The organism is Lichenihabitans sp. PAMC28606 (assembly GCF_020616535.1).
Lineage (GTDB): Bacteria > Pseudomonadota > Alphaproteobacteria > Rhizobiales > Beijerinckiaceae > Lichenihabitans > Lichenihabitans psoromatis.
On sequence record NZ_CP085136.1, the window covers coordinates 3,368,431 to 3,391,358 of the forward strand.

The window sequence follows — 22,928 nt, forward strand, 5'->3', positions numbered from 1 at the left end:
GGATGGCCGGCGGTCACAGAAGATGCGGCTCGGCGCGGAAGCGGCAGTCGGTCATCGGTAGACGAGCATCGACGCGGCCTCTCGCCGGTGCCCTCAGGACGCGAGCGTAAACCGTCATGATCATCCGCCCGACCGTCTCCCACGAATAGTCGCGGCGGCATTCGGTCAGACCCGCGACGGCGATGCGCCGACGAAAGGCGGCGTCTTCGATCAGGCGTTGCAGCCCATCGGCCTGGCCCGCAATATCGCCGGGCTCGACCAACAGGCCATTTTCACCGTTCCTTAGACAGTCGTTCACACCCACCGCGAAACACGACATGTTTGCGAGGCCCGACGCCATGGCTTCTAGGATCGTGTTGGAGAAGCCCTCGCCATAAGTCGGCGAGACAAAGATGTCGTGCTCCCGGTAGATGTCCGGCACAGCCTCGTAGGCCGCGTAACCCGTGAACCCAACGGTGTGGGCATCGAACGCGAGATCCGCCGCGCGGGCCTTGCAGGCGTCGAGATCGGGTCCGATTCCCGACACGGTCGCCCGAAACGCCACACCACGGGTCCGCAACACGTCAAGGGCGTCAAGAAAGTCCAGCGCGCCTTTCCGCCGGTCGACCCGGCCGTGATAGAGGAGCCTCACTGGAAAGGGCGCCACGCCGACCTTGGCCTCATCGGCCGGGCGAAAGCGTTCCGTGTCGACTGCCCCAGGCACGATGGTGAACCGCTCGCGAGCGGTTCCGAGCCGGTCGCTGACTTCCTCGACGAAGCTCTCACCGCCGATGAGCAGCGCATCGGCCCCGTCCAGCACACGCTGCATCGCAAGCCGGTGTGTGTCGCAACACGAGCCCACCCAATGGCCATCTCCACCCTGGATCGAGACGACCGCCGGAATGCCGAGATCACGCGCCGCCAGCAGCGTCGCCCAGCCGGTCGGATAACCATATTGAGCATGCAGAAGGTCAAACGGCTTGCGTTCATGCGCCGCCTTGATGGTTGCGATCATCGTGTCGATGTCGCGCTCGAAATCGCCGTTCGTCTGCTCGCCGATCTGTTCGAGCCCGATCACCGCGACACCCGGCACCGCAGGCGGGGGGCCTCCACCATAGACGCGCGTGCCGAATGTATCGCCGCGATACTGGCTGATCATCGTGACGTCGTGACCGGCGCGAACCAACTCGCGCAGGAGGTTCACGGCGTAGACGCTCATCCCGGAAATGGCCGGGAAGTACCGTCGACTGACGAAGCAGATCCTCACGCGACACACTCACGCTCATAGGCCGCAATCGCCTGCCGCGCTTCGGGGATCATCAGGTCGGCCCGGTAGCTGTCGCGTGAAAGTTCGACGCAGACCAGACCGTCGAATGAAATATCGCGGAGCGCCCGCAGCGCGGCGGGCACGTCCATATCGCCATCGCCGAACGCCAGATGAACATGGTCGCCCCGCTTCATATCCTCGAGATGCACGTCGGCGATGTGGCGACCAAATTCGCGAATGGCTTCGTCGGGCTCCCGCTCGCCCGTCACCAGCACATGGCCGAGATCAAGCGCGAGCCGAACGTCCGGAACGGCCCGGATCAGGTCGGCATAGTCGTCCACGGTCGAGACGAACATTTCGGGCTCGGGTTCGAGCGCCGGTACGATGCCCTGCCGCTTGGCATAGTCCACGATCGCGTCGACCCCCTCGTGCAGCCACTCCGTCGCGTCGCGCCGATCGACCCCAGGCTTGAGGCGTCCGGACCAAAACGACAGCACCTCGGCTCCTAAAATCACGCCGATGTCGGCGGCGCGCTTGAGAAAGTCGAGGCGGCGAAGACGGCCATCAGGAGCCGCCGAAACGAAGGTCGGCTCATGCTTCTGTTTGGGATCGAGCAGAAAATGAGCGCCTGTCTCGATCACGACCCCGAAGCCGAGCGCGTCGAGCCGCTTCCGCAACGCCATCGCGTTGCGCTCCCAATCGGGAGAGAGCGGATCGAAATGGTGATGATCGAGCGTGAGGGCGACGCCGTCGTAGCCAGCCTCGGCAAGCAACGAGAGCGCGTCATCGAGACGATGCCACGCCGTTCCATTGGTGTTGTAGGCGTAACGCAAACTCATGGCGTGACCTCATGTTTCAGTTGACCCAGGCGCAGGGCAACATGGTGGGCTTCCGGTTCTCGGTAGAGCGGATAAAGGGGACCGACGATCCGTTCGGCTTCGCCGATATCGAACAAAGGTTGGCGGCCGCCTGTCTCCGGACGCAGCCGTTCGAACGCTGCTTCGCTGAGCCGGACCGGGCGCAGCGTTGCGCTTTCCTCGCCAAAGCGGATCAGCGGGCTATCCCGCGCGATGAGCTTGCGGGTGTTGCGCTCGCCGATACGGCTGTAGCTCATGGTTTCAACCTCGAGCCCTGGGACGATCACCTTGGCGACCGCGAACCCGCCGCCGGGGGGTGAACCGTCGATGTAAAGAACGTCGAAGCCATCGGCCTCGAGTTGCCGCCGGGCCCAGGCGCCGCGCTCGCGCGTGTCGGCCAGCGCCACAGCCGGCAGATCGCCGAAGCGTTTATGGCTGCGGATCGAGAATACGGTCGCGTCGAGGGCGCGTCGCAGGGTCGATCCATCGTCCTTGGACCAGGCGATCATCTCACTGAGGGCTCGACTTTCCTCGTGATCGAGGCTGGGAAGCGCGCGTTTCACGAAAGCCTGCACGTAGCCTTGCGGTGCAACGCTCAACGCCTCGGCGATCGGCCCATGGCCATAGGTTTTGCGGACCCGTGCCGAGCAGAATTCAAGCAGCGCCTTCCGAAGGGCGCGATTCCGATCGGGATCGCAGGCCTCGCCGCAGGCCGACAGCATGATCGGGACACGCGGCCCGTAGCCGGGGCGGTCGAAGCCGACCACGTAGACGTTAGCGAGCCCGAATTCGTCAGTCGCGAATTTCGGCAGCACCGTCATGCCGCATCGGTCGATATGAGCGAGAAGCTCGCGTGTTTCGGGATCGAGATCGTCGCCAAGATCCAACACCACGCCCTGATCGAGCGCGCGAAACAACAGCCCGTTCCCGTCGCGCTGCAAACATTCGAGCAACCCATGTCCGACCGCCCAGTCGAGGTCGGGACCGGCCCCCAGGCCGTTGGTGATCAGCGACGTGAAGGGCGCATAGTCGGGCGGCAACTCGAACCAATCGGTCGCGGCGACGTCGAGCGGTACCAGGACGCGCTCGCCGTTGCGCGCGCGCACCGCTTCTGTCCAGGCTAAAGACGTGTCGTAATCGACAAGGCTTCCCGCCGGAAGGCAAAGCGTCAGGGGGTCGACGATGCGATCACGGCCGACTTCGGCGACGAGGGTCCGATAGCTGCCGCGCCGCCAGGGCGTTTTCATCAGGCGCAGCGTCGGGCAGATCGCCTCGGCGATTTCGGCCAAAGCGCCGACGATGGCGTCGCCGTCGGTGGTCCCATAGCCGTATCCGGATGGCATGTTGCCCGGAAGCGCGCCGCCATCGTCCAGGAACAACGCAACCTTCCAGGCCGGCACGCCGGTGCGATCGAGCCCCGTCATCGGGAACCCGACAATGCGGCCTTGCGGGAGCCCTTCGATATAGGCCCGCGCAGCGTCGGGAAGGTCTTCGGGAAGGCCGGTCACGACGGGATATCTCCACGGTAGGCTTCGGCGAGGAGCCGCATCGTGTGCAGGTCGCGTTCGCCGGAAAATTCGTTAGATCGTCCCGATCGCACCGCGTCGCCAAAACGGCGAACCTGGGCCAGAAAAGGGGATAGGTCGTGGTCTAGGATCGGAAGGATTTCGGGCAGCCCTGTTGTGCCGTCCGTCAGGGTGAGCGTACCGCCAGCGTCCTGCCCCATCGTATTCTCGGCCACGATCATGCCGTGGCTGCCCGTGACCTCGAGGCGTCGGCGGGGCAGGGCATCCGGGCAATTATAGGCGACGTGAAGACTGACCAGAACGCCCGAGCCGGTCCGCCCGACCAGCATCGCGCCATCATCGACCGCATAGGCATGGACACGCCGTTGCAGCATCGACACCATAGTATCGAGCGGCTCACCCAGCAGAAAGTCGACGAGATCGAGCCCATGCGGCGCGAGGTCCATCATGGCCCCGCCGCCGGCCTTGGCCCCGTCGATCCGCCAATTGTCGCCGCCGCGTCCGGCGCTCCAGGTCGGACCGAGCCAGCACGCGTAGACGATCCGAATGGCCGTCGGCGTTCCAATGCGTCCCGCCGCCAGCGCATCCCGCAGCGCGCGATGAGCCGGGTGATGACGCTGATCGAAGGCGGTGCCGTAGAGCACGCCGGCGTGCCGGCATGCCGCCACGGCGGCTTCCGCATCGACGAGTGTCGCGGCAATCGGCTTCTCGCACAGCACCGCTTTGCCACTTGCGGCCGCGGCCTCCACGGCCTCTCGATGCAAGTGGTTGGGGGTCGCCACATAGATGGCCTCGACATCGGGGTCGGACGCGAGCGCGCAAACGTCCGTGTAGGTCCGCGCGCCCCGGCGGCTTGCGTCCGCCAGTGCGGCTAAGGAGGGGTCGGCCACGGCGACCAGCCGGTCCCCTGCAGCCTCGATCGCTGGAGCCATGAAGTCTGTCGCGACCCAGCCGAAACCGGCGATGCCCCAGCGCACCGGACGCATCACCAGCGCTCCGGTAGGTCGACGAGAATACGGCGGCGTATCGCATCGGCCGCGTGGGTCCGATCGCGTGAGATCAGGCTCGGATAGGTGGCCCGCGGCGCATATTCGGCTGCGTAGCGTTCGGAAGGCCAAACGATGGCATAGTCGTCCCCACTCGGCCGATAGAGCGGGTTCAACCGGAAGGCGGCATTATCGAACGGCATCGAAAGACCGCAGTCGGCCGGCCGTGAGCCTTCTGAAAGGTCAACACTCTCTTCGACCGAAAAAGCCTCGACCGAGCCGAGCGCCTCCCATGAGGCCGACCGCGGCGCGCGCGCCTCGACCACGGCATGCGTGAGTTCGGCATCGTCATAAACGGTGGCGTGCGGGAAGAGGTCGGCCATCTCTGCAGCCGACAGGGCATGGCCCGACGAGAAATTGGCGGCGCCGCTGTTGTGCACATGGCTGAGCGCGAGGCGACCGTCTCGGCCGACCAGAGCTCGTAACTGCGCCAGGATCGCCGGTTTCGGATCGAGAAAGTAGAAGGCGTCGTGGCAGAAGACGAGGTCGTAGTGCTCATCCGCAATCGGCCAGGGGGCCGAAGCGTCGAAGCAGATCAAACGAGCAGCCGGCGGCAAGACCCAATGTCGTGCCAGCCAAAGCTTACTGAAGACCACGTCTCCACCAGTATAGTCGACCTCCCGCTTCGCCAACTCGCGGCCGTAGTGCCCAATGCCGCAAGCAAGCTCGAAGCTTGATCGAGCCGGTCTCCAATGCGCGTCGAGCAACGCAAGGCCGGCCAGATAGGTCGGGTCACTCCAGCGATGCGCGAAGTAATCTCCAACCCGACCGAAGGCGAGACACGCCATGGCGTCCCGCAACGACAGTCGCAACCGATCGGCGACAAGGTTTCGGACCGCGGTGGAATCAGCGGGAGCGCCGGTCCACCAATCGTCTTGATCACCCAACAGGACGACGAGCGCACCGTCTCGATCGCCGCTTTGGAGGCGGTCGACCGCCTCAGCGACGAGATCGTCGCGTCCGACACGAAGGTACGGAATGCCGTCGAGCCGAGGCCAGAGACGCCCGTCGGCATCGCGCAGCAGATCCGAGCCGTCATCGATCAGCGGCGCGCCGGTCACGGGGGATCGAAGCGGGCCGGTCACAGAAGCCCCGCTTGGCGGAGCACATCATCCTGGAACGCCTTGACCGGCCCCTCGTGGACCAGCTCCATCTCGCCGAGCATCTGTTGCGGCGTGAGTGCGGCCGCACGCGTATATTGCGTGGTCTGGATCACCCGGTCCAACACATCGGCGGCATGAAATGCGCGGCCGTCTGGCGTGTCGGCATTTGGCAGGATTTTGCGCGCGTCGTCGACCTGCTCGCGCAAGGGCGACACCAGTTGCCCGAGGGCCGCCTGCGTGTAATGCGCGACGAGCGACTCGAGATGGCGGCCGAGCAACATTTCGCCGGTGAAGCCGGAATCCGGCATACCGGCATTGTGGAGGTGGTGCGACAGGCCAGCGACGAAGACGCGTGTCGGATCGGCCTCGTAGACCGGAGCCAGCAACACGCCATAAACCGCGACCATCAGGCAATGTTCTGCATGATTTTCGGGTGGCTCAAGGATGATGCGCGGCTTGCCGGGGCATGTAATGCCGGCTCGCGGCTGCCGGGCGAGTTGCTGGACAAAGGAAAGGCGACGCGACGCGCCGAGCGACACCTCTAAGCCTGCACTGTCGTGGAGAGGCTGCCGCAGATGATCTGCAAATGGGGGGACAACCTCGTCGATCGCCGTTTTAAGAATATCATTTGCTGCAGCGGACGACACGCCAGCCTTGGTGATGACGACTCGATCGAGATCGCCCAATCTCGTCGCAGCCAATGCACGCCCCGTGATCCACCACGTGACCTCGGACGGCGAAAGACCGGACTCGAGCCCCGCCCAAGCATCTTCAAACAACCGCGTCGCGATCGAGCCTACGCGATGAGCCGACACAATCCGCTTCAGGTCGTTCAACTCGACCAAAGCTGTCATTCCACTAAAAAGCACTCACACGTCCTCGCCTATCGCCAGCCGCAACTTAACTTAGGCTCCCCTCGACCTTGGTCGGATCGAGATAACTATGAGCCGGGTGGAAGAAGGCGAGACCTTGGGGTGCGTCGAATCCGCGCTGGCGCAGAAGCAGCGCACGTCGGCCGTGATTTGCGGTTCCCAGCAGGGTCATGAACCCGACAAGCGCGGATCGACGTCGGCGCGCGTCCCTCTGGCCGATGTCGCGCGCGAGCCGTAGAGTTTGGCCGATGACCCCTGACATCCGCGCGTCGCGTGTGTCTTGCGCTTCGACACCGCCTCTGGAGATGTCCCGACCATGTCGCTCGTCGATCGCAGGCGCGCCTCGACCCTCATCGCCAGCGCGGGCTTCGATGCGCTCGTGATCGCCGAACCGGAGGGGTTTGCTTACGTGACCGGTGTGGCGCAGGGCGTGCCGGCTTTGTTTCGTCGGGCCGGCGCGGGATTTGCGGTGCTGCCCGCCGATCCCGCTTTGTCGGTCGGGGCCGTCATCGGCGACCTCTACGTCGCAGCCGCGCGCTCTGCGATTCCGGATGTTCGGTCGCATCCGCTCTGGATGGAACATGCGGACCTTACCGGAGCGAGCGGAGACGGAACAATTCAAGATCGCATCGCTCAATCATGGCGTCGGGCCGGTCGTCCGATTGGCTTCGCGCGGCCTGCGACTTTCGACCTTGGTCTGGCCCTGCAGGCCTTGGCCGAGGTTCTGGCAGCTCGCGGCCTGTTCGGCGCACGGCTCGGCTTCGATCTCGATTACATTGCGGCAAGCGATGCGGCTGCGCTCCAGAATGCCTTGCCGACCGCCCGGATCGGTAATGGATCGCCGGTTCTCGATCGCATCCGGATGGTCAAGACCGCGATCGAAATCGAACGGCTGACGCTGGCTGTCGAACTCGCCGAAGCTGGGTTGATCTCGTTGGCGGGCGGGATAACGGCCGGCCATACGGCCGCCGATCTCCACGCTCTCTTCCGACATGGCATCGAAGCCGAGGCCGGGCGGCGCGCGATACCGGCGCCACCCTCTTGGGACTATATCGCGGTTGGCCGCGAGCCGTGGGGGCCGGGCGGCACTGTCGAGCGGGGCGCGATCATCAAGGCGGACGTCGGCTGCGTCGTCGCAAATTATTCGTCCGACACGTCACGGAACTACGTGTTCGGCGAGGCAACGAGCGATCAGACTGAGCTCCATCTGTCCCTCGAGGCCGCTTTCGCGGCCGGTATGGCCACCATCAAGCCTGGTGTTCTGTTATCGACGGTGCATCAAGCCGCCACGCAGGCCCTCGAAGAGGCCGGTCTGGTCGGTTTCAGCCGCGGGCATTTCGGCCACGGGCTCGGCCACTCGTTCTTTTCCGAGCAGTGGCCCTTCATCGCGGCGGATTGCGACGTGCCGATCGAGCCCGATATGGTTCTGGCATTTGAAATCCCGATCTACGTCACCGGCATCGGTGCGTTCAATCTCGAGGATCAACTGATCGTCACGGCGAATGGCTCTCGATCGATGAACACCTTGCCGCGCCATCTCGCCATCCTGGGGCCGTGAACGCCCGGTTAGGCTCGCTGAGCGACCGGCGGTGTCGCCACCGTTGCGCGCGAGCGAGGGGTGGGCTGCGGAACGGCGTCAAGCAAGGCCTGTGTATAGGGGTGGTGCGGGTTTTCGAACACCGCGCGCCGGTCGCCTTGCTCCACGATCTCGCCGTAGCGCATCACGGCCACCTGGTGGCTCATCCGCTCTACGACTGCCATATCATGGGAGATGAAGAGATAGGCGAGGCCTAACTCCTCCTGCAATTCGAGCATCAGGTCGAGCACATGGCCCCGAACCGAAACGTCGAGCGCCGAGACGCTTTCATCGGCCACGATGATGTTTGGCTTCAAGGCAAGGGCGCGGGCGATGCAGATGCGCTGCCGCTGGCCGCCGGAGAATTCGTGTGGAAAGCGGGTCGCGTGATCGGGCGAGAGGTGGACGCGTTTCAGGAGGGCCGCGACGTGGTCGCGCCTCTCGCGCGCAGTCCCAAGGTCGTGGATGACCAGCGGCTCCGCGATGGCGTCGCCGATCGACATGCGTGGATCGAGCGAGGCATAGGGGTCCTGAAAGATCATCTGCGCCTTGCGGCGGACAGGCTTCATGTCGCGCGACGACAAACCCGCAATCCCCTTGCCGTCGACCACCACCTCCCCGGTGAAGGGGATGAGCCCGAGCACAGCTTTGCCGGTCGTCGATTTGCCTGATCCGCTCTCGCCCACGAGACCCAGCGTCTGCCCCGGTCGAACCGAAAAGCTGGCCGCCTTGACGGCGGGCGCGACCGGAGCGGCTTTCCCGAACCAGCCCGCGCGTCCGCCATACGACACCGTGAGGTCGCGGACGAACAGCACAGGCTCCGCGCCGAGCGTCGTCGGTGCTGCGTGGGTGATACGCGGGGGCCCCTCCTGTCCGGCCCGGCTGCCGAGGCGCAGAACGGCGGCCAGCAGGCTTTTGGTGTAGTCGTGACGGGGACGTTCGAAAATGTCGTGAACGGTGCCGTCCTCGACCATCCGTCCGTTCTTCAGCAGCGCCACGCGATCGGCCATTTCGGCCACGACCCCCATATCATGCGTGATCAAAACGATGGCGGTGCCGAATTCGGCCTTCAGGTCCCGCATCAGCGTCAAGATCTGAGCCTGAACCGTCACGTCGAGCGCCGTGGTGGGCTCGTCCGCGATCAGCACTTTCGGGCGACAGGAGAGCGCCATGGCGATCATGACCCGCTGACGCATGCCGCCTGAGAGTTCATGCGGAAATTGTGTGAGCCGCCGCCCCGGATCGGTGATGTGAACGGCGTCGAGCATCGCGCGGGCACGGGCCGCGACGCTCGTCTCATCGCCGGCCGCGTGGGTTCGGATCGCCTCGCTCAATTGCGCCCCGATCGTCATGACGGGGTTGAGCGACGTCATCGGTTCTTGAAAGATCATCGCGACATCGCCGCCGCGGATCTGCCGCATCGCGCGCTCGGATAGCGTCGTGAGTTCGCGGCCTGCGAGCACGATGGAGCCGGCGCGTTGGCGAAGCGACGGCGATAGCAGGCCCATGATCGACAGCGCCGTCAGGGATTTGCCAGAGCCGGATTCGCCAGCGAGGCACAGCGTTTCCCCGGCCGCGAGGCTGAAGCTCACGTCGTCCAGAACCGGGCGAAGCCCTTGTGGGGTGCGTGCGTCGATCGACAGGCCCGTCACGGAGAGGATCGGCGGCGGCGCTGAGGGCATGGTCACGAAAAGACGATGCGCGGAAAGTAGAAGGAGACGACCCAGTTCGGCATGTCGACGATCTCGGAGATGCGGAGGTCGCCGCAGACCGAGAGCAGAAGATAGGCGTCGATGGGAGCGAGACCATGGTCGGCCGCCAGCAGGTCGATCATCCGCATCACGCTCTCGCGTGCCGCCGTCATCAGGTCCGGGCCGATGCCCGTGGTGGCCTCGTAGCCAGCGCCGTCGAGATGGCGCGTCACGGGGCCGTCCGTGGTGAATCGCGGGCTCTTCAGGTTGGCGCCTTTCACGAGGTCGAGCGTGAGTTCAACATCCATCTGGCTTTCGATGGCGGTGCCGCAGACTTCGCCGTCGCCCTGGGCCGCATGGGTGTCGCCGATCGAGAACAACGCTCCCTCGACCTCGACAGGAAGGTAGAGCGTTGTTCCGGCCGCAAGATCCCGGATGTCGAGGTTGCCGCCGACGCGACGGGGCGGCACGACCGAGTGGAGGCCGGGCTCGGCCGGCGCAACGCCGATCTCGCCCGCGAAGGGTTTCAGAGGCACGCGCCCCTTCGGCCCGAACGCAGCCGGCGCGAGCGTGGCGGGATCGTAGGACCACATATGCAAGGCCGGGTCAGGGAATTGGTCGGCCAGAAGGCCGAAGCCGGGGATGTTTGCGGTCCAGCCCAGCCCCGAGGGAATGAACTTGCGGAACGTGATCTTCAGGGCGTCGCCCGGCGCTGCTCCCTCCACATAGACTGGCCCGGTCACCGGATTGACCTTGCTGAAATCGAGCGTCTGAACGTCGGCTGCCTTGGAGTCGCGACTGAAATGCCCGTTCGCGGCGTCGAGACATTCGAAGTGGATCGTCTCTCCGGGCTGACAGACGAGAACCGGTTCGATGTCGCGGCTCCAGCCGAAATTATGGCGGTCACGATGGATCGTATAATTGCACGCAACGCACATCGGCGCGTGTCCTTGTCGAAGAGGGACGGACGACTGCGGTCCTTCCCGCCGCCCGGTCGTCGGGGCGGGGGAAGGAACGCCGGATCGAGGGAAGCCGACGTCGGCGGCCGCTAGTTTTTGGCGTAGATCGCTTCGTAGTCGATCACGCGCGTCGGATCGATGTAGATCTCGTCGGGTCCGCCCATGCGCTTGGACTTTGCCACGACGCGACGCTCGTTGAACACCGGCACCCATGGAGCGGCCTGCGTCTGAATGTCGGTGAAGATCTGCGCCCAGACCTTGCTCCGCTCATCCCGCTGCTTGGGGTCCGACATGGCATCCGCCTTCGTCGCACGATCCTCGAACGTCTTGTCGCAATACCAGGACCAGTTCCACCCGCCGGTGACCGCGCCGCCGCAGCCGAGGATCGGCCCATAGAAATCGGAAGCGTCGGGGAAGTCAGCGATCCACCCCATGCCGCCCGACCAGGTCAACGCGGATTGGTCCTTGTTGCCGCCGGCCGCGATGACCTGCGGCTGCGCCAAGGCCTTGATTTCGGCCTTGATCCCGATGGCGGCGAGATCCTGCTGGATCGCCTGCGCGATGCGCGGATTCGGGTCGGTGTTCATGGCCCAGAGTTCGGTCGAGAAGCCGTCCTTCAGTCCGGCCTCGGCCAGCAATTGCTTGGCCTTGACGATATCGAACGGGTATCCCTTGTAGGCCTCGTCGTAGCCCGGCATCAGTGGCGGCAGCACTTGGGAGGCCGGCGTCGCGCGGCCATTGATGATGCGGATGATGCGGTCCTTGTTGATCGCCATGTTCAGCGCCTGGCGAACACGCACATCGTCGAACGGCTTCTTCGTGGTGTTGATCGTGATGTAGCTCGTCTCGAACTGCGCGCGATCGACGATCATGTCGGCGGCATCGGGGGACTTCTTCATCTCGAGGTATTTTGCAGGCGGGATACCATCGCCTGCAATATCCACTTCGCCCTTCTGCAAGCGCAGGATGGCGACCAGGGGCTCTTGGCCGATCTCGACCGTGAAGCCATCGAGATTGGGCCGCTCACGGAAGTAGTCCATATTCCGGGCAAAGACGAGCCGCTGGCCCGAGACCCATTCCTTCAGCAAGAATGCACCCGATCCCACCGGCTTCTTGCCGAAATCGGCGCCGTCCTGCTCCACCACTTCTTTCGGCACGGCGGACGAGAAGTTGAGCGCGAGCACGTTCAGGAAGGTCGCGTCGGCCTGCGCCAGGGTGAACTTGACCGTTGCATCATCCGGCGTCTCGATGCCCGAGATCGTCGTCGCAGATCCATCGGTCATCTTATCGGCGCCGACGATCGAATGATAAAAGCCGCCGCCCGGACCCTGTGTCTTGGGGTTCACGGCCCGCTCGATCGAATATTTGATGTCGGCGGCCACGACCTTGCGGCCGTTGGTGAACTTGGCCTTGGGGTTCAGCTTGAACGTATAGACAAGACCGTCCGGCGAGATGGTGAAGCTTTCGGCGAGCGAGGGCACGATCTCGGTGGTGCCGAATTTATAGTCGACGAGACGCGAAAACAGCCCGTTGATCATCGACCAATTCTGCCAATCGTAGCCGATGGCCGGGTCGAGCGTGGCCATGTCGTCTTTGTAGGTCACGATGATGGTGCCGCCTTGCACCGGCACGTCCGCAGCCTTGGCAGGCAGCACCGCCATCGCCGTCGTCAGCGCCAGCGCGGCGGTGGTGGTCTTCAACCAGGTCATTGTCATCGACATCTCCAGGGGGTTGAGAACTATCGGCCGCGAATGCGCGGATCGAGCACGGGAGCCAGAGAGTCGGCGAGAAGATTGCCGATCACGATGGCGAGGGACGAGACGAGGGTGACGCCCATGATGATGGGGACATCGACCTGCTGCACGGCTTGCCATGCGAGCTGGCCGATGCCCGGCCAGCCGTAAACGGCTTCGACCACCACGACACCGCCCATGAACTGGCCAATGTCGATGCCGATCATGGCGACGACCGGCAACAAGGCGTTGGGCAAAGCGTGGCGTAGGATCACGCGAGACTGCGACAGTCCCTTGGCCCGCGCGGTTCGCACATAATCCTGGTTCAGCACGTCGATCATGGCGGATCGCACCATGCGGGCATACCAACCGGCGCCAAGCAGGCCGAGCGTGAGGGCCGGAAGCACCACATGGGCCGGCGTGCCGTAGCCGCTCATCGGGAACCAGCCGAGGGTGGCGGCGAAGACGTAAAGCAGCAGCAGCGCCACCACGAATTGCGGGGACGACACGCCGACGAACGCGAGCGTCATCACAAGGCGATCCGCAATCCCGTTGCGTTTCAGCGCCGCGAGGGTCCCGAACAGCAAACCGAGCGAGACCTCGACCAGGATGCCCGTGACCATCAAGACCAGCGTGGCGGGGATGCGGGAGGCGATGAGGGTCGCGACCTCACTGCGCTGGATGTAAGAGCGCCCGAGGTCGCCGCGCAGCAACCCCTTCAGATAATGCCAGAATTGCTGAACGATCGGCAGATCCAGCCCCAGTTGGTGGCGGACATTGGCGATCATCTGCGCGCTGGCGCTGCGTCCAGCGATCAGGGCCGCCGGATCAGCCGGCAGAAAATGCAGCAACAGAAACGTGACGAGCGCGACCCCGAACAGGATCGCGACCGCCTGCATCATCCGTTGCGCCAGGAGCAGAGCCATCAGCCGCGTCCCCGCTGCGTCGGATCGAGGAGATCGCGCAAGGCATCGCCGACGAGGTTGAACGAGAGCGCCGTCGCCAGGATGATGGCGCCCGGAATGAAGACGAGCCAGGGTGCGCTCTGGAAGTAGCTCTGGCTTTCGAAAATGATATTGCCCCACGAGGGCTGCGGCGGCTGTACGCCGACGCCGAGGAAGCTGAGGGTCGCCTCCAGCAGCACCGTGGTGGCGATGCCGAGCGTGCCGTAGACGATCGCGGTCGGCATCAGATGGGGCGCGATATGCCGAAACAGAATGCGTGCCGATCCGGCCCCGAGCGACCGTTCGGCCAGGATGAAGTCGCGTTCGGCAAGCCCGCGTGTTTCCGTGTAGACCACGCGCGCGACCTGAACCCAGTTCACGAGTGCAATCACCAATGCGACGATCCACAGGCTCGGCCGAAGTAGAGCCGCCAGCACGATGGCGAGCAGGAGCGCCGGAAACGCCATCATCAGGTCGGTGAAGCGCATCAGGATGCCGCCGACGACACCGCCGCGATAGCCCGCGACGATCCCGACCATCATGCCGATCGCGACCGCCACCCCGTTGGCCACGAGGCCGATCACCAACGAGGTACGGGCGCCGAACAGCAGCCTCGAAAGGAGATCGCGGCCCAGTGTGTCGGTGCCGAGCCAGTAATGCGCGCCCGGCGGCAGAGGAGCGCCATCGATCGACAAGCCGTCGAAGGGTTGGTCGTCGGGCGAGAAGGGCGCGATCCAGGGCGCCGCGATGGCGGTCAGCACCACGAAGAGGATCACCAGGGTGGCGACCAGCGAGGCGGGTCGACGCACCAGTTCGACGAGGACGCGTTTCATGACGCCTCCGAGCGTGAGCGTCCGCCGGCGAGGATCGCGGCCGCGACATGTTCAAGCGTCAGCCGGCTTCGCATCGCGTCCTGGCGAAGGCACCGGTAGGCCGCCGCCTCGTCGCAGCCTTGCATCGACATGATCGATTGAACGGCCGCCAACACCAGCGGACGCAGGCGGATGCGCTCATGCAGGTCCGCAACCTTGGCCGCGGTGTCGATCGCTTCGGCATGAAAGCGCGTCGCCATCACCAGCGCGGGGAAAATGGCTGAGGCGATCACCGGCTTGGCGATCATGGCCCGGGCGCCCTGATCAATGGCCCAGGCGATCCGGCCCGGCGCTTCCGAACTCAGCAATGCGATCATAGGCATCGGGTTTTGGCCGGGCGCCCAAGGAAACAGTTCGCTCCAACCCGCGTCCGCATCGACCATCACAAGATCGGGCGCCGGTGCGGCTTGGCTCAACGGAGCCCATTGGACGTCAACCCGCATGCCGAGCATCGCGAGTTGGCGGATCAGGCGCTCGGTCGTGCCGCCAGGCCGGTGCAGGATGACGACCCGCTGGCCGGTGAAATTGGGTGTTGGGCTCATGACACGATCCGCAATGTCGGCTTGCCATGGCGAGAGGGCTGCGGCGTCGAGCGGCGTGCGACCAGATAGGGGTCGGCTGCGAGGCTCGGGCGGGTCTGGAAGATATCGAAGCCGCGGCCCGCGATCCGGCCGAGGAGAAAGGGCAGAGCCGCGTGATTGGTCGCGGGATCGATCGTGAGCGGTCCCAGCGCGCTGGCGAAGGTCACGGAGCGCAGCGCCTCGCGCACTGCGCGCGGATCGTCCGACCCGCTTCGGAGAATCGCCTCGACGCAAAGTCGAACAGTTGCATAGCTCGTGGCGAAGAAGCTCGAGATCCGCCGCTCGTCGCCATAACGGGCCGCGACACGAGCCTTGAAGACACGGTTTTCCGCTGTGTCGACGTTGTGAAAATACGAAGCGGCGGCGAGATGCCCGTCGGCGACGCCGATCCCGATGTCGCCTAATTCACACTCGGTCAGGTCGCAACTCACGATCGGGCACAGATGCGCCGCAAAGCGCGGATCACGCGCGGCCAAGTCGTGCATCGCCCGCAGGAACGCTTGGCTCGAAGGCCCGATCAGGTTGCTCAGGATGAAATCGGGTTGGCGAGCTTCGATATCGGCCACCAATCGCCCGACGTCTGTCTCCTCGATCGGGAGGCAGCGCTCGCCCACGATGGTGCCGCCCGCTTCCGTGACGATCTCGCGCGCAAGCCGGTTCATTTCCCAGCCCCAGACATAGTTGGCGCCAGCCAAGTAAACCCGCGCGCCATAGCGAGGCAGCAGATAGTCGAACAGCGGGACGAGATGCTGGTTCGGACAGGCGCCCGTGTAGATGACATTCTCGTTGGCTTCGAACCCCTCGTAGGGGCAGACGTACCAGAGTTGTCCGTCATGCTTCTCGACGACCGGAATGACATCCTTGCGCGATTGCGACGTGATCGTCCCGACGATGTGACGACAGCCTTTTCGCATCATTGCGCTTGCGAGGGTGGCGTAGCGATCCGCCGAGCCCGCCGGATCGCCGAAGACCGGCACGAGATCGAACGGGAGGCCGCCGTCCTCGCGCAGATGCGCGACCGCGAGATCAGCCCCATCACGGCAGTCGCGGCTGAGCGCCCCATAGGCGCCCACCGTCGAAAAGAGAAGACCAAGCCGGAGAACGTCCATGCCGACCCAAAAAAAAGCCCCATGACGCGGATCCTGAGGGATAACGTCATGGGGCGCGATTGCCCAAGGCCGATGAGGCCGATGTGAAGGAAGTCCGGCTGCGCCGTTCTCGTGCTCTAGCATTGCACGCTCGGCTTATGTGTCAATGCGATGAAACAGGCAATCGGTACCGAAAATGCCTAATTTTCGGCCATGATGCCCAGCGAGAGAGCGCTGCGACGACCCACCGCAAGGCCCTAAAGGCCGATGGTCCTCCCGATGCCGCCGTCGGCGTGACAGATCGGGAAGGCCGTGGGCTGCTGCATCGCGTGGTGCGTCAGGCAGCAGCTTGGTATCAGCAGAGTCCCAGCAATTGCGAGAGCCGAAGCCGTGCCGATGGCCTTGCTGAACCAGCCGGCTTTTTTCTGCGGCTCCGGTTCCGGCTCGGCTGGCGCAGCCGGTGTCGTCTCGGTGCCGACGATCGCGCCGAGCTTGGCGAAAAATTCGGCGGCCAGCTTCTTGGCCGTCCCGTCGATCAGTCGCGACCCGAGTTGCGCCAGCTTGCCACCGATTTCGGCTTTGACGTCATAGTGCAGCAGCGTGGCATCGACGTCCGGGTCGAGCCGGACGGCGGCGCGCCCTTTCGCGAAGCCCGCAATACCGCCCGACCCTTCACCGCTGATCGTATAGCCATTCGGCGGATCGAGGTCGGAGAGGGTGACGGCGCCGGCGAACTGAACCGACATGGGGCCGATCTTCAGCTTGACGGTGGCTTTCAAAGCTCCGTCCGGCATTTTCTCGATGGTCTGGCAGCCTGGAATACACTGGCGCAGAATGTCGACATCATTGAGGGCCGCATAGACCACGTCGCGAGACGCCTCGATGCGTTGGCTGCCTGTCATATCCATGAACCGCTCTCCCTTGTCGGCTGAGTTGGTTTAAGCGTCGCGCTGGCCGCGGCGCCGGGTGATTGTGATTTCGGCCAGGATCGACAAGGCGATCTCGTCTGGCGTGATGGCACCGAGATCAAGCCCAGCCGGAGCCTTGAAGGCGGCGAGGCGGTCAGCCGGCAGGCCATGCTTCTCGGCGAGTTCGATCCGCAGCGCGTCGGCTTTCCGGCGTGAGCCGACGAACGCTAAATAGGCCGACGGCGGTGCCTGCACCGCTGCCGCGAGAGCCGCCGCATCTCCCTTGCCCTGCGTGCAGATGACGACGAAGCGGGCCCCGTCAGCAGCGTCGGGCAGGGCGAAGCCGTCGTTCCAATAGTCTGCCGCCGAAAAGGCGGCATGCTCGGCCGCCGGGGCGCAGACCGTGGTGGCGTAGCCGATTTGGCGCGCCAGATTTGCCAGTGCCACACCGACAGGCGAACTGCCGACGATGACGAGGCTCGGGCGTGGCAGGATCGGTTCGATGAAAATGTCCATCGTGCCTTGGCTCGGGCACATGTTCCTGGAAAATTCGATCCCGTCGCGAACCTCGCCCGCGCCGATGTGCTGATGATCCAGCAAATCCTTGGGCTGGATGCTGACCAAACGCGGCGTTCCATCCTGGAGGGCGGCGCGCGCCGCCCGGATCACGGCGCCCCGCGCGCAACCACCCCCGATCCAGCCGCCCGAGATCGACCCATCCGCCTCGATCACGGCTTTGGCGCCCGCCTTGGCGGCCGTCACCGATACGGTTCTGACCACGGTCGCGAGCGCGAAGGTCGCACCCCTTGCCTTCATGGCACTGACGAGGTCGAGGATGTCCTCTGCCATCGTTAAAGGCTCGCCAGGAAAGGCTCGATGGCCAGGAGGCTGTCGAGGTTATGGGCCGGCGCGAAGAGATCGACGAAGGGCAGCGCCGCCTTCATGCCGCGGGCATCGGGGGCATAGTCACACCAGCCGATCATCGGATTCAGCCAAGCGATGCGCCGGCAGCGCCGCCGAAGCGCGGCCATCTCGGACGCGAGCCGCACGGGTTCGCCGGTATCGTAACCGTCCGAAATGATCATGATGGCGGTTCGCGAATGGATCACGCGACGGGCATGAAAGCGGTTGAATGCCGCGAGACTGGCGCCGATCTCGGTTCCGCCGCCGACCCCCGTCGCCAGCAGGGACAGGCGCTCCACCGCCCGTCCGGCATCCTTTTCGCGCAGTGCGGGCGTCACATGCATCAGTCGGGTGTGAAACAGGAAAGTCTCGGCTTCCCGGAACGCTCCCAGTACGCCATGCATGAAACGCACAAAAACGGGGGCATAGACCGACATGGATCCCGACACATCGAGCAGGATCACCAGCCGCAGGGGCTTCGGCTTGCGGCGGCGATGGATCAGCCGGACCGGTGTCCCTCCCGTGCCAATGCTGCGGTGGATCGTGCGCCGCAGATCGAGACGCTTGCCCCGCGCCTTGCTCCTGTAGCGTCGAGTGATGCGCGCTCGCATCGATCGCGCGAGACGTCCGGCCAGCGCATGGGTCGCGGCCAACTCGTCGGCATCCACGATGTGGCGAAAGTCTTTCTTGCCCAGCGCCTCGGCGGCGGATGCTTGATCGCGCTTCGGTAAGCGGGTCTCGATCGTTTCGGCGCCGTCATCGTCGGGCAGGCGCTCGATCCGATCGGCGGGGCCGGCTTGGTTGCCTGGCGCGTCATGCTCCGCCTCCGGGCCGAAGAGCGCCGGCGCGGCCTTTGGAACGTGTCGGGGACGAACCACATTCTTCAGGCCCCGCTGCATCCAATGGGCCGCGAACAGCTCGTCGAACCGATCCCAGTCCGATCGCCTCCCGCAAAAGAGAGATCGAAGCGATGATCGCGCGCTGGATGATGCCTGCCCCGCAGCCATGCTAAGAAGCTGTAGCGCGTCCCGCGTTTCCGCCAAGCCGATCGCGAAGCCGTTCTTTCGCAACAGGGTCGCGAAGCCCGCCAGCCGATGGCGGATCGCGGGGCCGGGGTCGTCGCTTGCCAACCTTTGTGCGGTCACCATCGCTCAGGCCACCTTGCCAAGCAGCCGGTCCGTGACCTCGCGCGTCACGCGGCTCTTGTCCTCGGCCGTTTTGAGGAGGCACATCATGCTCTCATGCACGAAGGCGGGATCGTCCTGCAGTCGCGCGATGCCGACGCCCATCAGAGCGGCAGCCCAGTCGAGCGTCTCTGCCACGCCCGGCGCCTTCCTCAGATCCTCTTTGCGGATCGAATTGACTAGACTGGCGATCTGCTGCGCCAGCCTGGCATCGATCCCCGGCAGGCGTGCCGCGAGAATGCGGGCCTCGCGGTCGACGTCCGGAAAGTCGACATAGTGATAGAGGCACCGGCGTCGCAAAGCATCGGACAGTTCGCGCGTCCCGTTCGAGGTCAGCACCACGCGCGGAATTGAGGTGGCCGTGATCGTGCCGAGTTCCGGGATCGAAACCTGGAAATCGGAGAGCAATTCCAGCAGGAACGCCTCGAATTCCTCGTCGGCCCGGTCGATCTCGTCGATCAGCAGGACCGGTGGCTTGACCTGCCGGATCGCCGCCAGAAGGGGACGTTCGAGCAGATAGCGCTCCGAAAAAATCAGATCTTCGACGCCGTCGGCCTCGGCCCCTTCGCGTGCCTTGATGGCGAGCAACTGGCGCTGGTAATTCCATTCATAGAGCGCTGCGTTTTGGTCGAGACCCTCGTAGCATTGCAGCCGGATCAGCTTGGTGTCGTGCAGGCTCGCGAGGGCCCGTCCGATTTCCGTCTTGCCGACGCCCGCTTCGCCTTCAAGCAAAAGCGGCCGCTTCAGCATGTCCATTAGCCACAAGGCCGTGGCGAGATCCTGATCCGGAATATAGCCGTGTCGCGCCAATTGATCGGCGATTAGGTCGCGTGGGGCGGTTGCGGTTTGCACGGAGGTCACTCGACTATCGCTCGCGAGAATATGTGCGGCGGAGGCGCCTCCTCCGCCGCGGCGTCACGCATGGAGGCCGAGCCGTTCCCCGACGGTCCACAGGCGCCAATTGTCATGCGGCATCTGGATGTGCCCTGCGTTCAGGAACGCATAAGCATCGTTGACCGCGTTGGAGAAGGCCGGCACGCCCCCGACGTTGGGGCTCTCGCCCACGCCCTTCGCGCCGATCGGATGATGAGGCGAGGGCGTGACCGTGAAGTCGGTCTCCCATTTCGGGGTCTCGACCGCCGTTGGGATGAAGAAATCCATGAACGACGCGTTGGTGATGTTGCCGGTTTCATCGTAGCTGAGTTCCTGCCCCATCGCGATCGCGAAGGCTTCGGTCAGCCCGCCATGCACCTGCCCCTCGATGATCATCGGGTTGATGCGTGTGCCGCAATCGTCGAGCGCATAGAAGCGCCGCGTCTTGGCGACCCCAGTGTCGACATCGATGTCCATGACACAGAAGTAAGCTCCGAACGGATAGGTCATGTTTGGCGGATCGTAGTAGTTCACCGCCTCCAGCCCTGGCTCCATACCGGCCGGCACGTTATTATACGCAGCCCAGGCGATCTCTTTCATGGTCTTGAATTTTTCGGGCAGTCCCTTGACTTCGAAACGGTCGATGTTCCACTCGACGTCGTAATCGGAGACTTCGAGCAGATGGGCCGCGATCATCTGCGCCTTCGCCTTGATCTTGCGGGCCGCGAGTGCCGTGGCGGCGCCGGCGACCGGCGTCGAGCGCGACCCGTAGGACCCGAGCCCATAGGGTGCCGTATCGGTGTTGCCTTCCTCGATCATGATGTCGTCGGCCGGAATACCGAGTTCGGAGGCGATCACCTGAGCATAGGTCGTCTCGTGCCCCTGGCCCTGGCTCTTGGTTCCCATGCGCGCAATGATGCTGCCGGTCGGATGGATGCGGATCTCGGCGGAATCGAACATGCCGACCCCGAGAATGTCGCAGTTTCGCGAGGGGCCGGCGCCGACGATCTCGGTGAAGAACGAGATGCCGATGCCCATCAGTTCGCGCGTCTCGCCGCGCTGGAAGGCGGCCTGTTTGGCTTTCTGCTCGGCCCTTAGTCCACGATAGTCGATCGCGTCCATCGCCTTCTGCATGGCGAAGGGATAGTTGCCGCTGTCATATTCCCAACCGAGCGCCGAATTGTAGGGAAACTGCTCGGGCTGGATGAAATTTCGCAGCCGAAGGTCGGCCGGGTCCATGGCGAGCTTCTGGGCGAGGCAATCCATGGCCCGCTCGATGCAATAGGCGGCTTCCGTCACACGGAATGAGCAGCGATAGGCGACGCCACCTGGCGCCTTGTTGGTGTAGACCCCGTCGACTTCAAGATGGGCCACTGGAAAATCGTAGGATCCCGTCACGATGTTCATGAAGCCCGCAGGCCACTTTGTCGGATCGGCGCAGGCATCGAACGCGCCATGATCGGCCAGGACGTGAACCCGCAAGGCCAGCACCTTGCCGTCTCGCGCGGCCGCGATCTCGGTCGTCATATGGTAGTCGCGGGCGAAGGATGTCGAGGACAGGTTTTCCATCCGGTCCTCGACCCACTTGACCGGAATACCGAGCACGATCGAGGCCACGATGGCGCAAACATAGCCGGGATAGACCCCGACCTTATTGCCGAAGCCGCCGCCGATGTCGGGCGCGATGACATGCACCTTGTGCTCCGGGATGCCGGACAACAGCGACACGACCGTGCGGACGACGTGGGGGGCTTGGAACGTGCCCCACAGCGACAATTCACCCTTGATCTTGTCCATCGAGGCGACGCACTGGCATGTCTCCAACGGCGAGGGGTGGGTGCGATGATAGGAAATCATCTCCTTGATGGTCACGTCGGCTTGCTGGAACACGGCGTCGGTCGCGGCCTGGTCGCCCATCTGCCAATTGAAGACGTGGTTGACGTGCTTGCGAGCGCCGTGTGCGCCGACGAGATTATGCATGATGTCTTCGCGCAGGACCGGCGCATCCGGCGCCATGGCCTTGAACGGATCGACCAGGACCGGGAGAGCCTCATATTCAACCTCGACGAGGTTGACAGCATCCGCCGCGATGTAGCGGTCGTCGGCCACCACGAAGGCGACTTCCTGGTTCTGGAACAGCACCTTTTCGTCGGCCAGCACGGCCGCGACGTCGCCCGCCAGCGTCGGCATGTAATGCAGCTTCAGCGGCTTCAGGTCTGCGGCCGTCAGCACGGCGCGCACGCCCTTCATCGCGAGCGCTTTGCTCGCATCGATCTTGACGATACGGGCATGCGCGTGCGGCGAACGGACGAAATCGCCAAAGACCATGTGGGGCAGTTTGAGATCGTCGACGTAGCTGCCTCTGCCCTGCGTGAAGCGAACGTCTTCGACGCGTTTGCGCCGGCACCCCATCCCCTGGAGTTTCTCGGCGCGCTCGGCCTGTGTGGGGGTCATGTCGTTCATTCGGCGGCCTCTTGAAAGCTAACGCCGTTGATCTTGGCGGCGGCATATTGGATGGCCTTGACGATGTTCTGATAGCCCGTGCAGCGGCAGAGATTGCCCGAGATCCCCCACCGGATTTCCTCTTCGGTCGGGTCCGGGTTTTCCTGCAGAAGGCGATGCGCCCGCATGATCATGCCGGGCGTGCAGAAGCCGCATTGCAGCCCGTGCATCTCGCGAAAGGCATCTTGCAGAACGTGCAGCGAGCCGTCCTGTCCGGCCATCCCCTCGATGGTCGTGATCTCGGCGCCATTCGCCTGCACGGCAAAAACCGTACAGGATTTCACCGAGAGGCCATTCATCTCGACCGTGCAGGCGCCGCAATGGCTGGTGTCGCAGCCGATATGCGCGCCGGTCAGCAGCTGGCTCTCGCGGAGGAAGTGGATCAGCAGCGTCCGCGGCTCGACCAGCGCCTCGATGTCCTGCCGGTTGATCGTCATCGTCACGTGTGTCTTGGGCATGGCGCG

The 22,928-nt window shown here is 64.4% G+C and carries 21 protein-coding genes; 2 read left to right on the forward strand and 19 right to left on the reverse strand.

Features of this window, described 5'->3' with window-relative positions; translation table 11 throughout:
- Nucleotides 1–13 precede the first annotated feature (13 nt).
- From LGH83_RS15850 to LGH83_RS15875, 6 genes are read right to left on the reverse strand one after another with little or no spacing between them, the layout of a single operon-like run.
- Complete coding sequence (locus LGH83_RS15850; protein WP_319799559.1) at nucleotides 14–1,246, reverse strand: glycosyltransferase family 4 protein; 1,233 nt, start codon at nucleotides 1,244–1,246, stop codon at nucleotides 14–16.
- Nucleotides 1,243–2,085 (reverse strand): sugar phosphate isomerase/epimerase family protein, encoded by an 843-nt coding sequence (locus LGH83_RS15855; protein ID WP_131114334.1) that lies wholly within the window; start codon nucleotides 2,083–2,085, stop codon nucleotides 1,243–1,245. The genes LGH83_RS15850 and LGH83_RS15855 overlap by 4 nt, the downstream gene beginning before the upstream one ends.
- Nucleotides 2,082–3,680 carry a YcaO-like family protein gene (locus LGH83_RS15860; protein WP_227401879.1) on the reverse strand — a complete coding sequence of 533 codons (1,599 nt, stop codon included), beginning with the start codon at nucleotides 3,678–3,680 and terminating at the stop codon, nucleotides 2,082–2,084. Before LGH83_RS15860 ends, LGH83_RS15855 begins: the two co-directional genes overlap by 4 nt.
- On the reverse strand, nucleotides 3,608–4,615 hold the full coding sequence (locus tag LGH83_RS15865) for a Gfo/Idh/MocA family protein (RefSeq protein WP_227401880.1): 1,008 nt from the start codon (nucleotides 4,613–4,615) through the stop codon (nucleotides 3,608–3,610). Before LGH83_RS15865 ends, LGH83_RS15860 begins: the two co-directional genes overlap by 73 nt.
- Entirely contained in the window at nucleotides 4,615–5,736 is a 1,122-nt protein-coding gene (locus tag LGH83_RS15870) for a class I SAM-dependent methyltransferase (protein WP_227399493.1), read from the reverse strand. Before LGH83_RS15870 ends, LGH83_RS15865 begins: the two co-directional genes overlap by 1 nt.
- Nucleotides 5,737–5,756: 20 nt before the next feature.
- Nucleotides 5,757–6,647 (reverse strand): HD domain-containing protein, encoded by an 891-nt coding sequence (locus LGH83_RS15875; protein ID WP_319799560.1) that lies wholly within the window; start codon nucleotides 6,645–6,647, stop codon nucleotides 5,757–5,759.
- Between the two features lie 73 nt (nucleotides 6,648–6,720).
- On the opposite strand from LGH83_RS15875, the gene LGH83_RS15880 reads away from it, so the two are divergent.
- Together LGH83_RS15880 and LGH83_RS15885 are read left to right on the forward strand one after the other, a co-directional pair.
- Nucleotides 6,721–6,888 carry a hypothetical protein gene (locus LGH83_RS15880; RefSeq protein WP_227399494.1) on the forward strand — a complete coding sequence of 56 codons (168 nt, stop codon included), beginning with the start codon at nucleotides 6,721–6,723 and terminating at the stop codon, nucleotides 6,886–6,888.
- Nucleotides 6,889–6,966: 78 nt separating this feature from the next.
- Nucleotides 6,967–8,208, forward strand: coding sequence for a M24 family metallopeptidase (locus LGH83_RS15885; protein WP_227399495.1), 1,242 nt, complete (start codon nucleotides 6,967–6,969; stop codon nucleotides 8,206–8,208).
- 8 nt (nucleotides 8,209–8,216) lie between these two features.
- Here LGH83_RS15885 and LGH83_RS15890 read toward each other — a convergent pair whose 3' ends face one another.
- The 13 genes from LGH83_RS15890 to LGH83_RS15950 form a co-directional block, all read right to left on the reverse strand.
- The gene (locus tag LGH83_RS15890; protein WP_227401882.1) at nucleotides 8,217–9,908 is read right to left on the reverse strand and encodes an ABC transporter ATP-binding protein; all 1,692 of its coding nucleotides are present in this window, start codon (nucleotides 9,906–9,908) and stop codon (nucleotides 8,217–8,219) included.
- 2 nt (nucleotides 9,909–9,910) lie between these two features.
- Complete coding sequence (locus tag LGH83_RS15895; protein ID WP_227399496.1) at nucleotides 9,911–10,855, reverse strand: acetamidase/formamidase family protein; 945 nt, start codon at nucleotides 10,853–10,855, stop codon at nucleotides 9,911–9,913.
- Between the two features lie 110 nt (nucleotides 10,856–10,965).
- Nucleotides 10,966–12,591, reverse strand: coding sequence for an ABC transporter substrate-binding protein (locus LGH83_RS15900; RefSeq protein ID WP_227399497.1), 1,626 nt, complete (start codon nucleotides 12,589–12,591; stop codon nucleotides 10,966–10,968).
- 23 nt (nucleotides 12,592–12,614) lie between these two features.
- Nucleotides 12,615–13,535 carry an ABC transporter permease gene (locus LGH83_RS15905; RefSeq protein ID WP_227399498.1) on the reverse strand — a complete coding sequence of 307 codons (921 nt, stop codon included), beginning with the start codon at nucleotides 13,533–13,535 and terminating at the stop codon, nucleotides 12,615–12,617.
- Nucleotides 13,535–14,386, reverse strand: coding sequence for an ABC transporter permease (locus tag LGH83_RS15910; RefSeq protein ID WP_227399499.1), 852 nt, complete (start codon nucleotides 14,384–14,386; stop codon nucleotides 13,535–13,537). Before LGH83_RS15910 ends, LGH83_RS15905 begins: the two co-directional genes overlap by 1 nt.
- On the reverse strand, nucleotides 14,383–14,967 hold the full coding sequence (locus LGH83_RS15915) for an ANTAR domain-containing response regulator (RefSeq protein WP_227399500.1): 585 nt from the start codon (nucleotides 14,965–14,967) through the stop codon (nucleotides 14,383–14,385). Before LGH83_RS15915 ends, LGH83_RS15910 begins: the two co-directional genes overlap by 4 nt.
- Entirely contained in the window at nucleotides 14,964–16,115 is a 1,152-nt protein-coding gene (locus LGH83_RS15920; protein WP_227399501.1) for a transporter substrate-binding protein, read from the reverse strand. The genes LGH83_RS15915 and LGH83_RS15920 overlap by 4 nt, the downstream gene beginning before the upstream one ends.
- 236 nt (nucleotides 16,116–16,351) lie before the next feature.
- The gene (locus LGH83_RS15925) at nucleotides 16,352–17,002 is read right to left on the reverse strand and encodes an SRPBCC family protein (RefSeq protein WP_227399502.1); all 651 of its coding nucleotides are present in this window, start codon (nucleotides 17,000–17,002) and stop codon (nucleotides 16,352–16,354) included.
- A 30-nt stretch (nucleotides 17,003–17,032) separates the two neighbouring features.
- Complete coding sequence (locus tag LGH83_RS15930) at nucleotides 17,033–17,851, reverse strand: XdhC family protein (protein WP_227399503.1); 819 nt, start codon at nucleotides 17,849–17,851, stop codon at nucleotides 17,033–17,035.
- Between the two features lie 2 nt (nucleotides 17,852–17,853).
- Nucleotides 17,854–19,053: a vWA domain-containing protein gene (locus LGH83_RS15935; RefSeq protein ID WP_227399504.1), complete on the reverse strand. Its 1,200-nt coding sequence runs from the start codon at nucleotides 19,051–19,053 to the stop codon at nucleotides 17,854–17,856.
- Nucleotides 19,054–19,056: 3 nt separating this feature from the next.
- A complete protein-coding gene (locus LGH83_RS15940) occupies nucleotides 19,057–19,950 on the reverse strand; it encodes an AAA family ATPase (protein WP_227399505.1) in 894 nt (297 codons plus the stop codon).
- 54 nt (nucleotides 19,951–20,004) lie between these two features.
- A complete protein-coding gene (locus tag LGH83_RS15945; RefSeq protein WP_227399506.1) occupies nucleotides 20,005–22,425 on the reverse strand; it encodes an aerobic carbon-monoxide dehydrogenase large subunit in 2,421 nt (806 codons plus the stop codon).
- Nucleotides 22,422–22,922, reverse strand: coding sequence for a (2Fe-2S)-binding protein (locus LGH83_RS15950; RefSeq protein WP_131114348.1), 501 nt, complete (start codon nucleotides 22,920–22,922; stop codon nucleotides 22,422–22,424). Before LGH83_RS15950 ends, LGH83_RS15945 begins: the two co-directional genes overlap by 4 nt.
- Nucleotides 22,923–22,928 lie beyond the last annotated feature (6 nt).

Coding starts and splice junctions, on each gene's coding strand:
- LGH83_RS15885 (WP_227399495.1), top strand. CDS start 6,967: ATGTCGCTCGTCGATCGCAGGCGCGCCTCGACCCTCATCGCCAGCGCG.
- LGH83_RS15925 (WP_227399502.1), bottom strand. CDS start 17,002: ATGGATATGACAGGCAGCCAACGCATCGAGGCGTCTCGCGACGTGGTC.
- LGH83_RS15950 (WP_131114348.1), bottom strand. CDS start 22,922: ATGCCCAAGACACACGTGACGATGACGATCAACCGGCAGGACATCGAG.
- LGH83_RS15920 (WP_227399501.1), bottom strand. CDS start 16,115: ATGGACGTTCTCCGGCTTGGTCTTCTCTTTTCGACGGTGGGCGCCTAT.
- LGH83_RS15935 (WP_227399504.1), bottom strand. CDS start 19,053: ATGGTGACCGCACAAAGGTTGGCAAGCGACGACCCCGGCCCCGCGATC.
- LGH83_RS15855 (WP_131114334.1), bottom strand. CDS start 2,085: ATGAGTTTGCGTTACGCCTACAACACCAATGGAACGGCGTGGCATCGT.
- LGH83_RS15945 (WP_227399506.1), bottom strand. CDS start 22,425: ATGAACGACATGACCCCCACACAGGCCGAGCGCGCCGAGAAACTCCAG.
- LGH83_RS15915 (WP_227399500.1), bottom strand. CDS start 14,967: ATGAGCCCAACACCCAATTTCACCGGCCAGCGGGTCGTCATCCTGCAC.
- LGH83_RS15895 (WP_227399496.1), bottom strand. CDS start 10,855: ATGTGCGTTGCGTGCAATTATACGATCCATCGTGACCGCCATAATTTC.
- LGH83_RS15880 (WP_227399494.1), top strand. CDS start 6,721: ATGAGCCGGGTGGAAGAAGGCGAGACCTTGGGGTGCGTCGAATCCGCG.
- LGH83_RS15900 (WP_227399497.1), bottom strand. CDS start 12,591: ATGACAATGACCTGGTTGAAGACCACCACCGCCGCGCTGGCGCTGACG.
- LGH83_RS15910 (WP_227399499.1), bottom strand. CDS start 14,386: ATGAAACGCGTCCTCGTCGAACTGGTGCGTCGACCCGCCTCGCTGGTC.
- LGH83_RS15930 (WP_227399503.1), bottom strand. CDS start 17,851: ATGGCAGAGGACATCCTCGACCTCGTCAGTGCCATGAAGGCAAGGGGT.
- LGH83_RS15905 (WP_227399498.1), bottom strand. CDS start 13,535: ATGGCTCTGCTCCTGGCGCAACGGATGATGCAGGCGGTCGCGATCCTG.
- LGH83_RS15865 (WP_227401880.1), bottom strand. CDS start 4,615: ATGCGTCCGGTGCGCTGGGGCATCGCCGGTTTCGGCTGGGTCGCGACA.
- LGH83_RS15890 (WP_227401882.1), bottom strand. CDS start 9,908: ATGCCCTCAGCGCCGCCGCCGATCCTCTCCGTGACGGGCCTGTCGATC.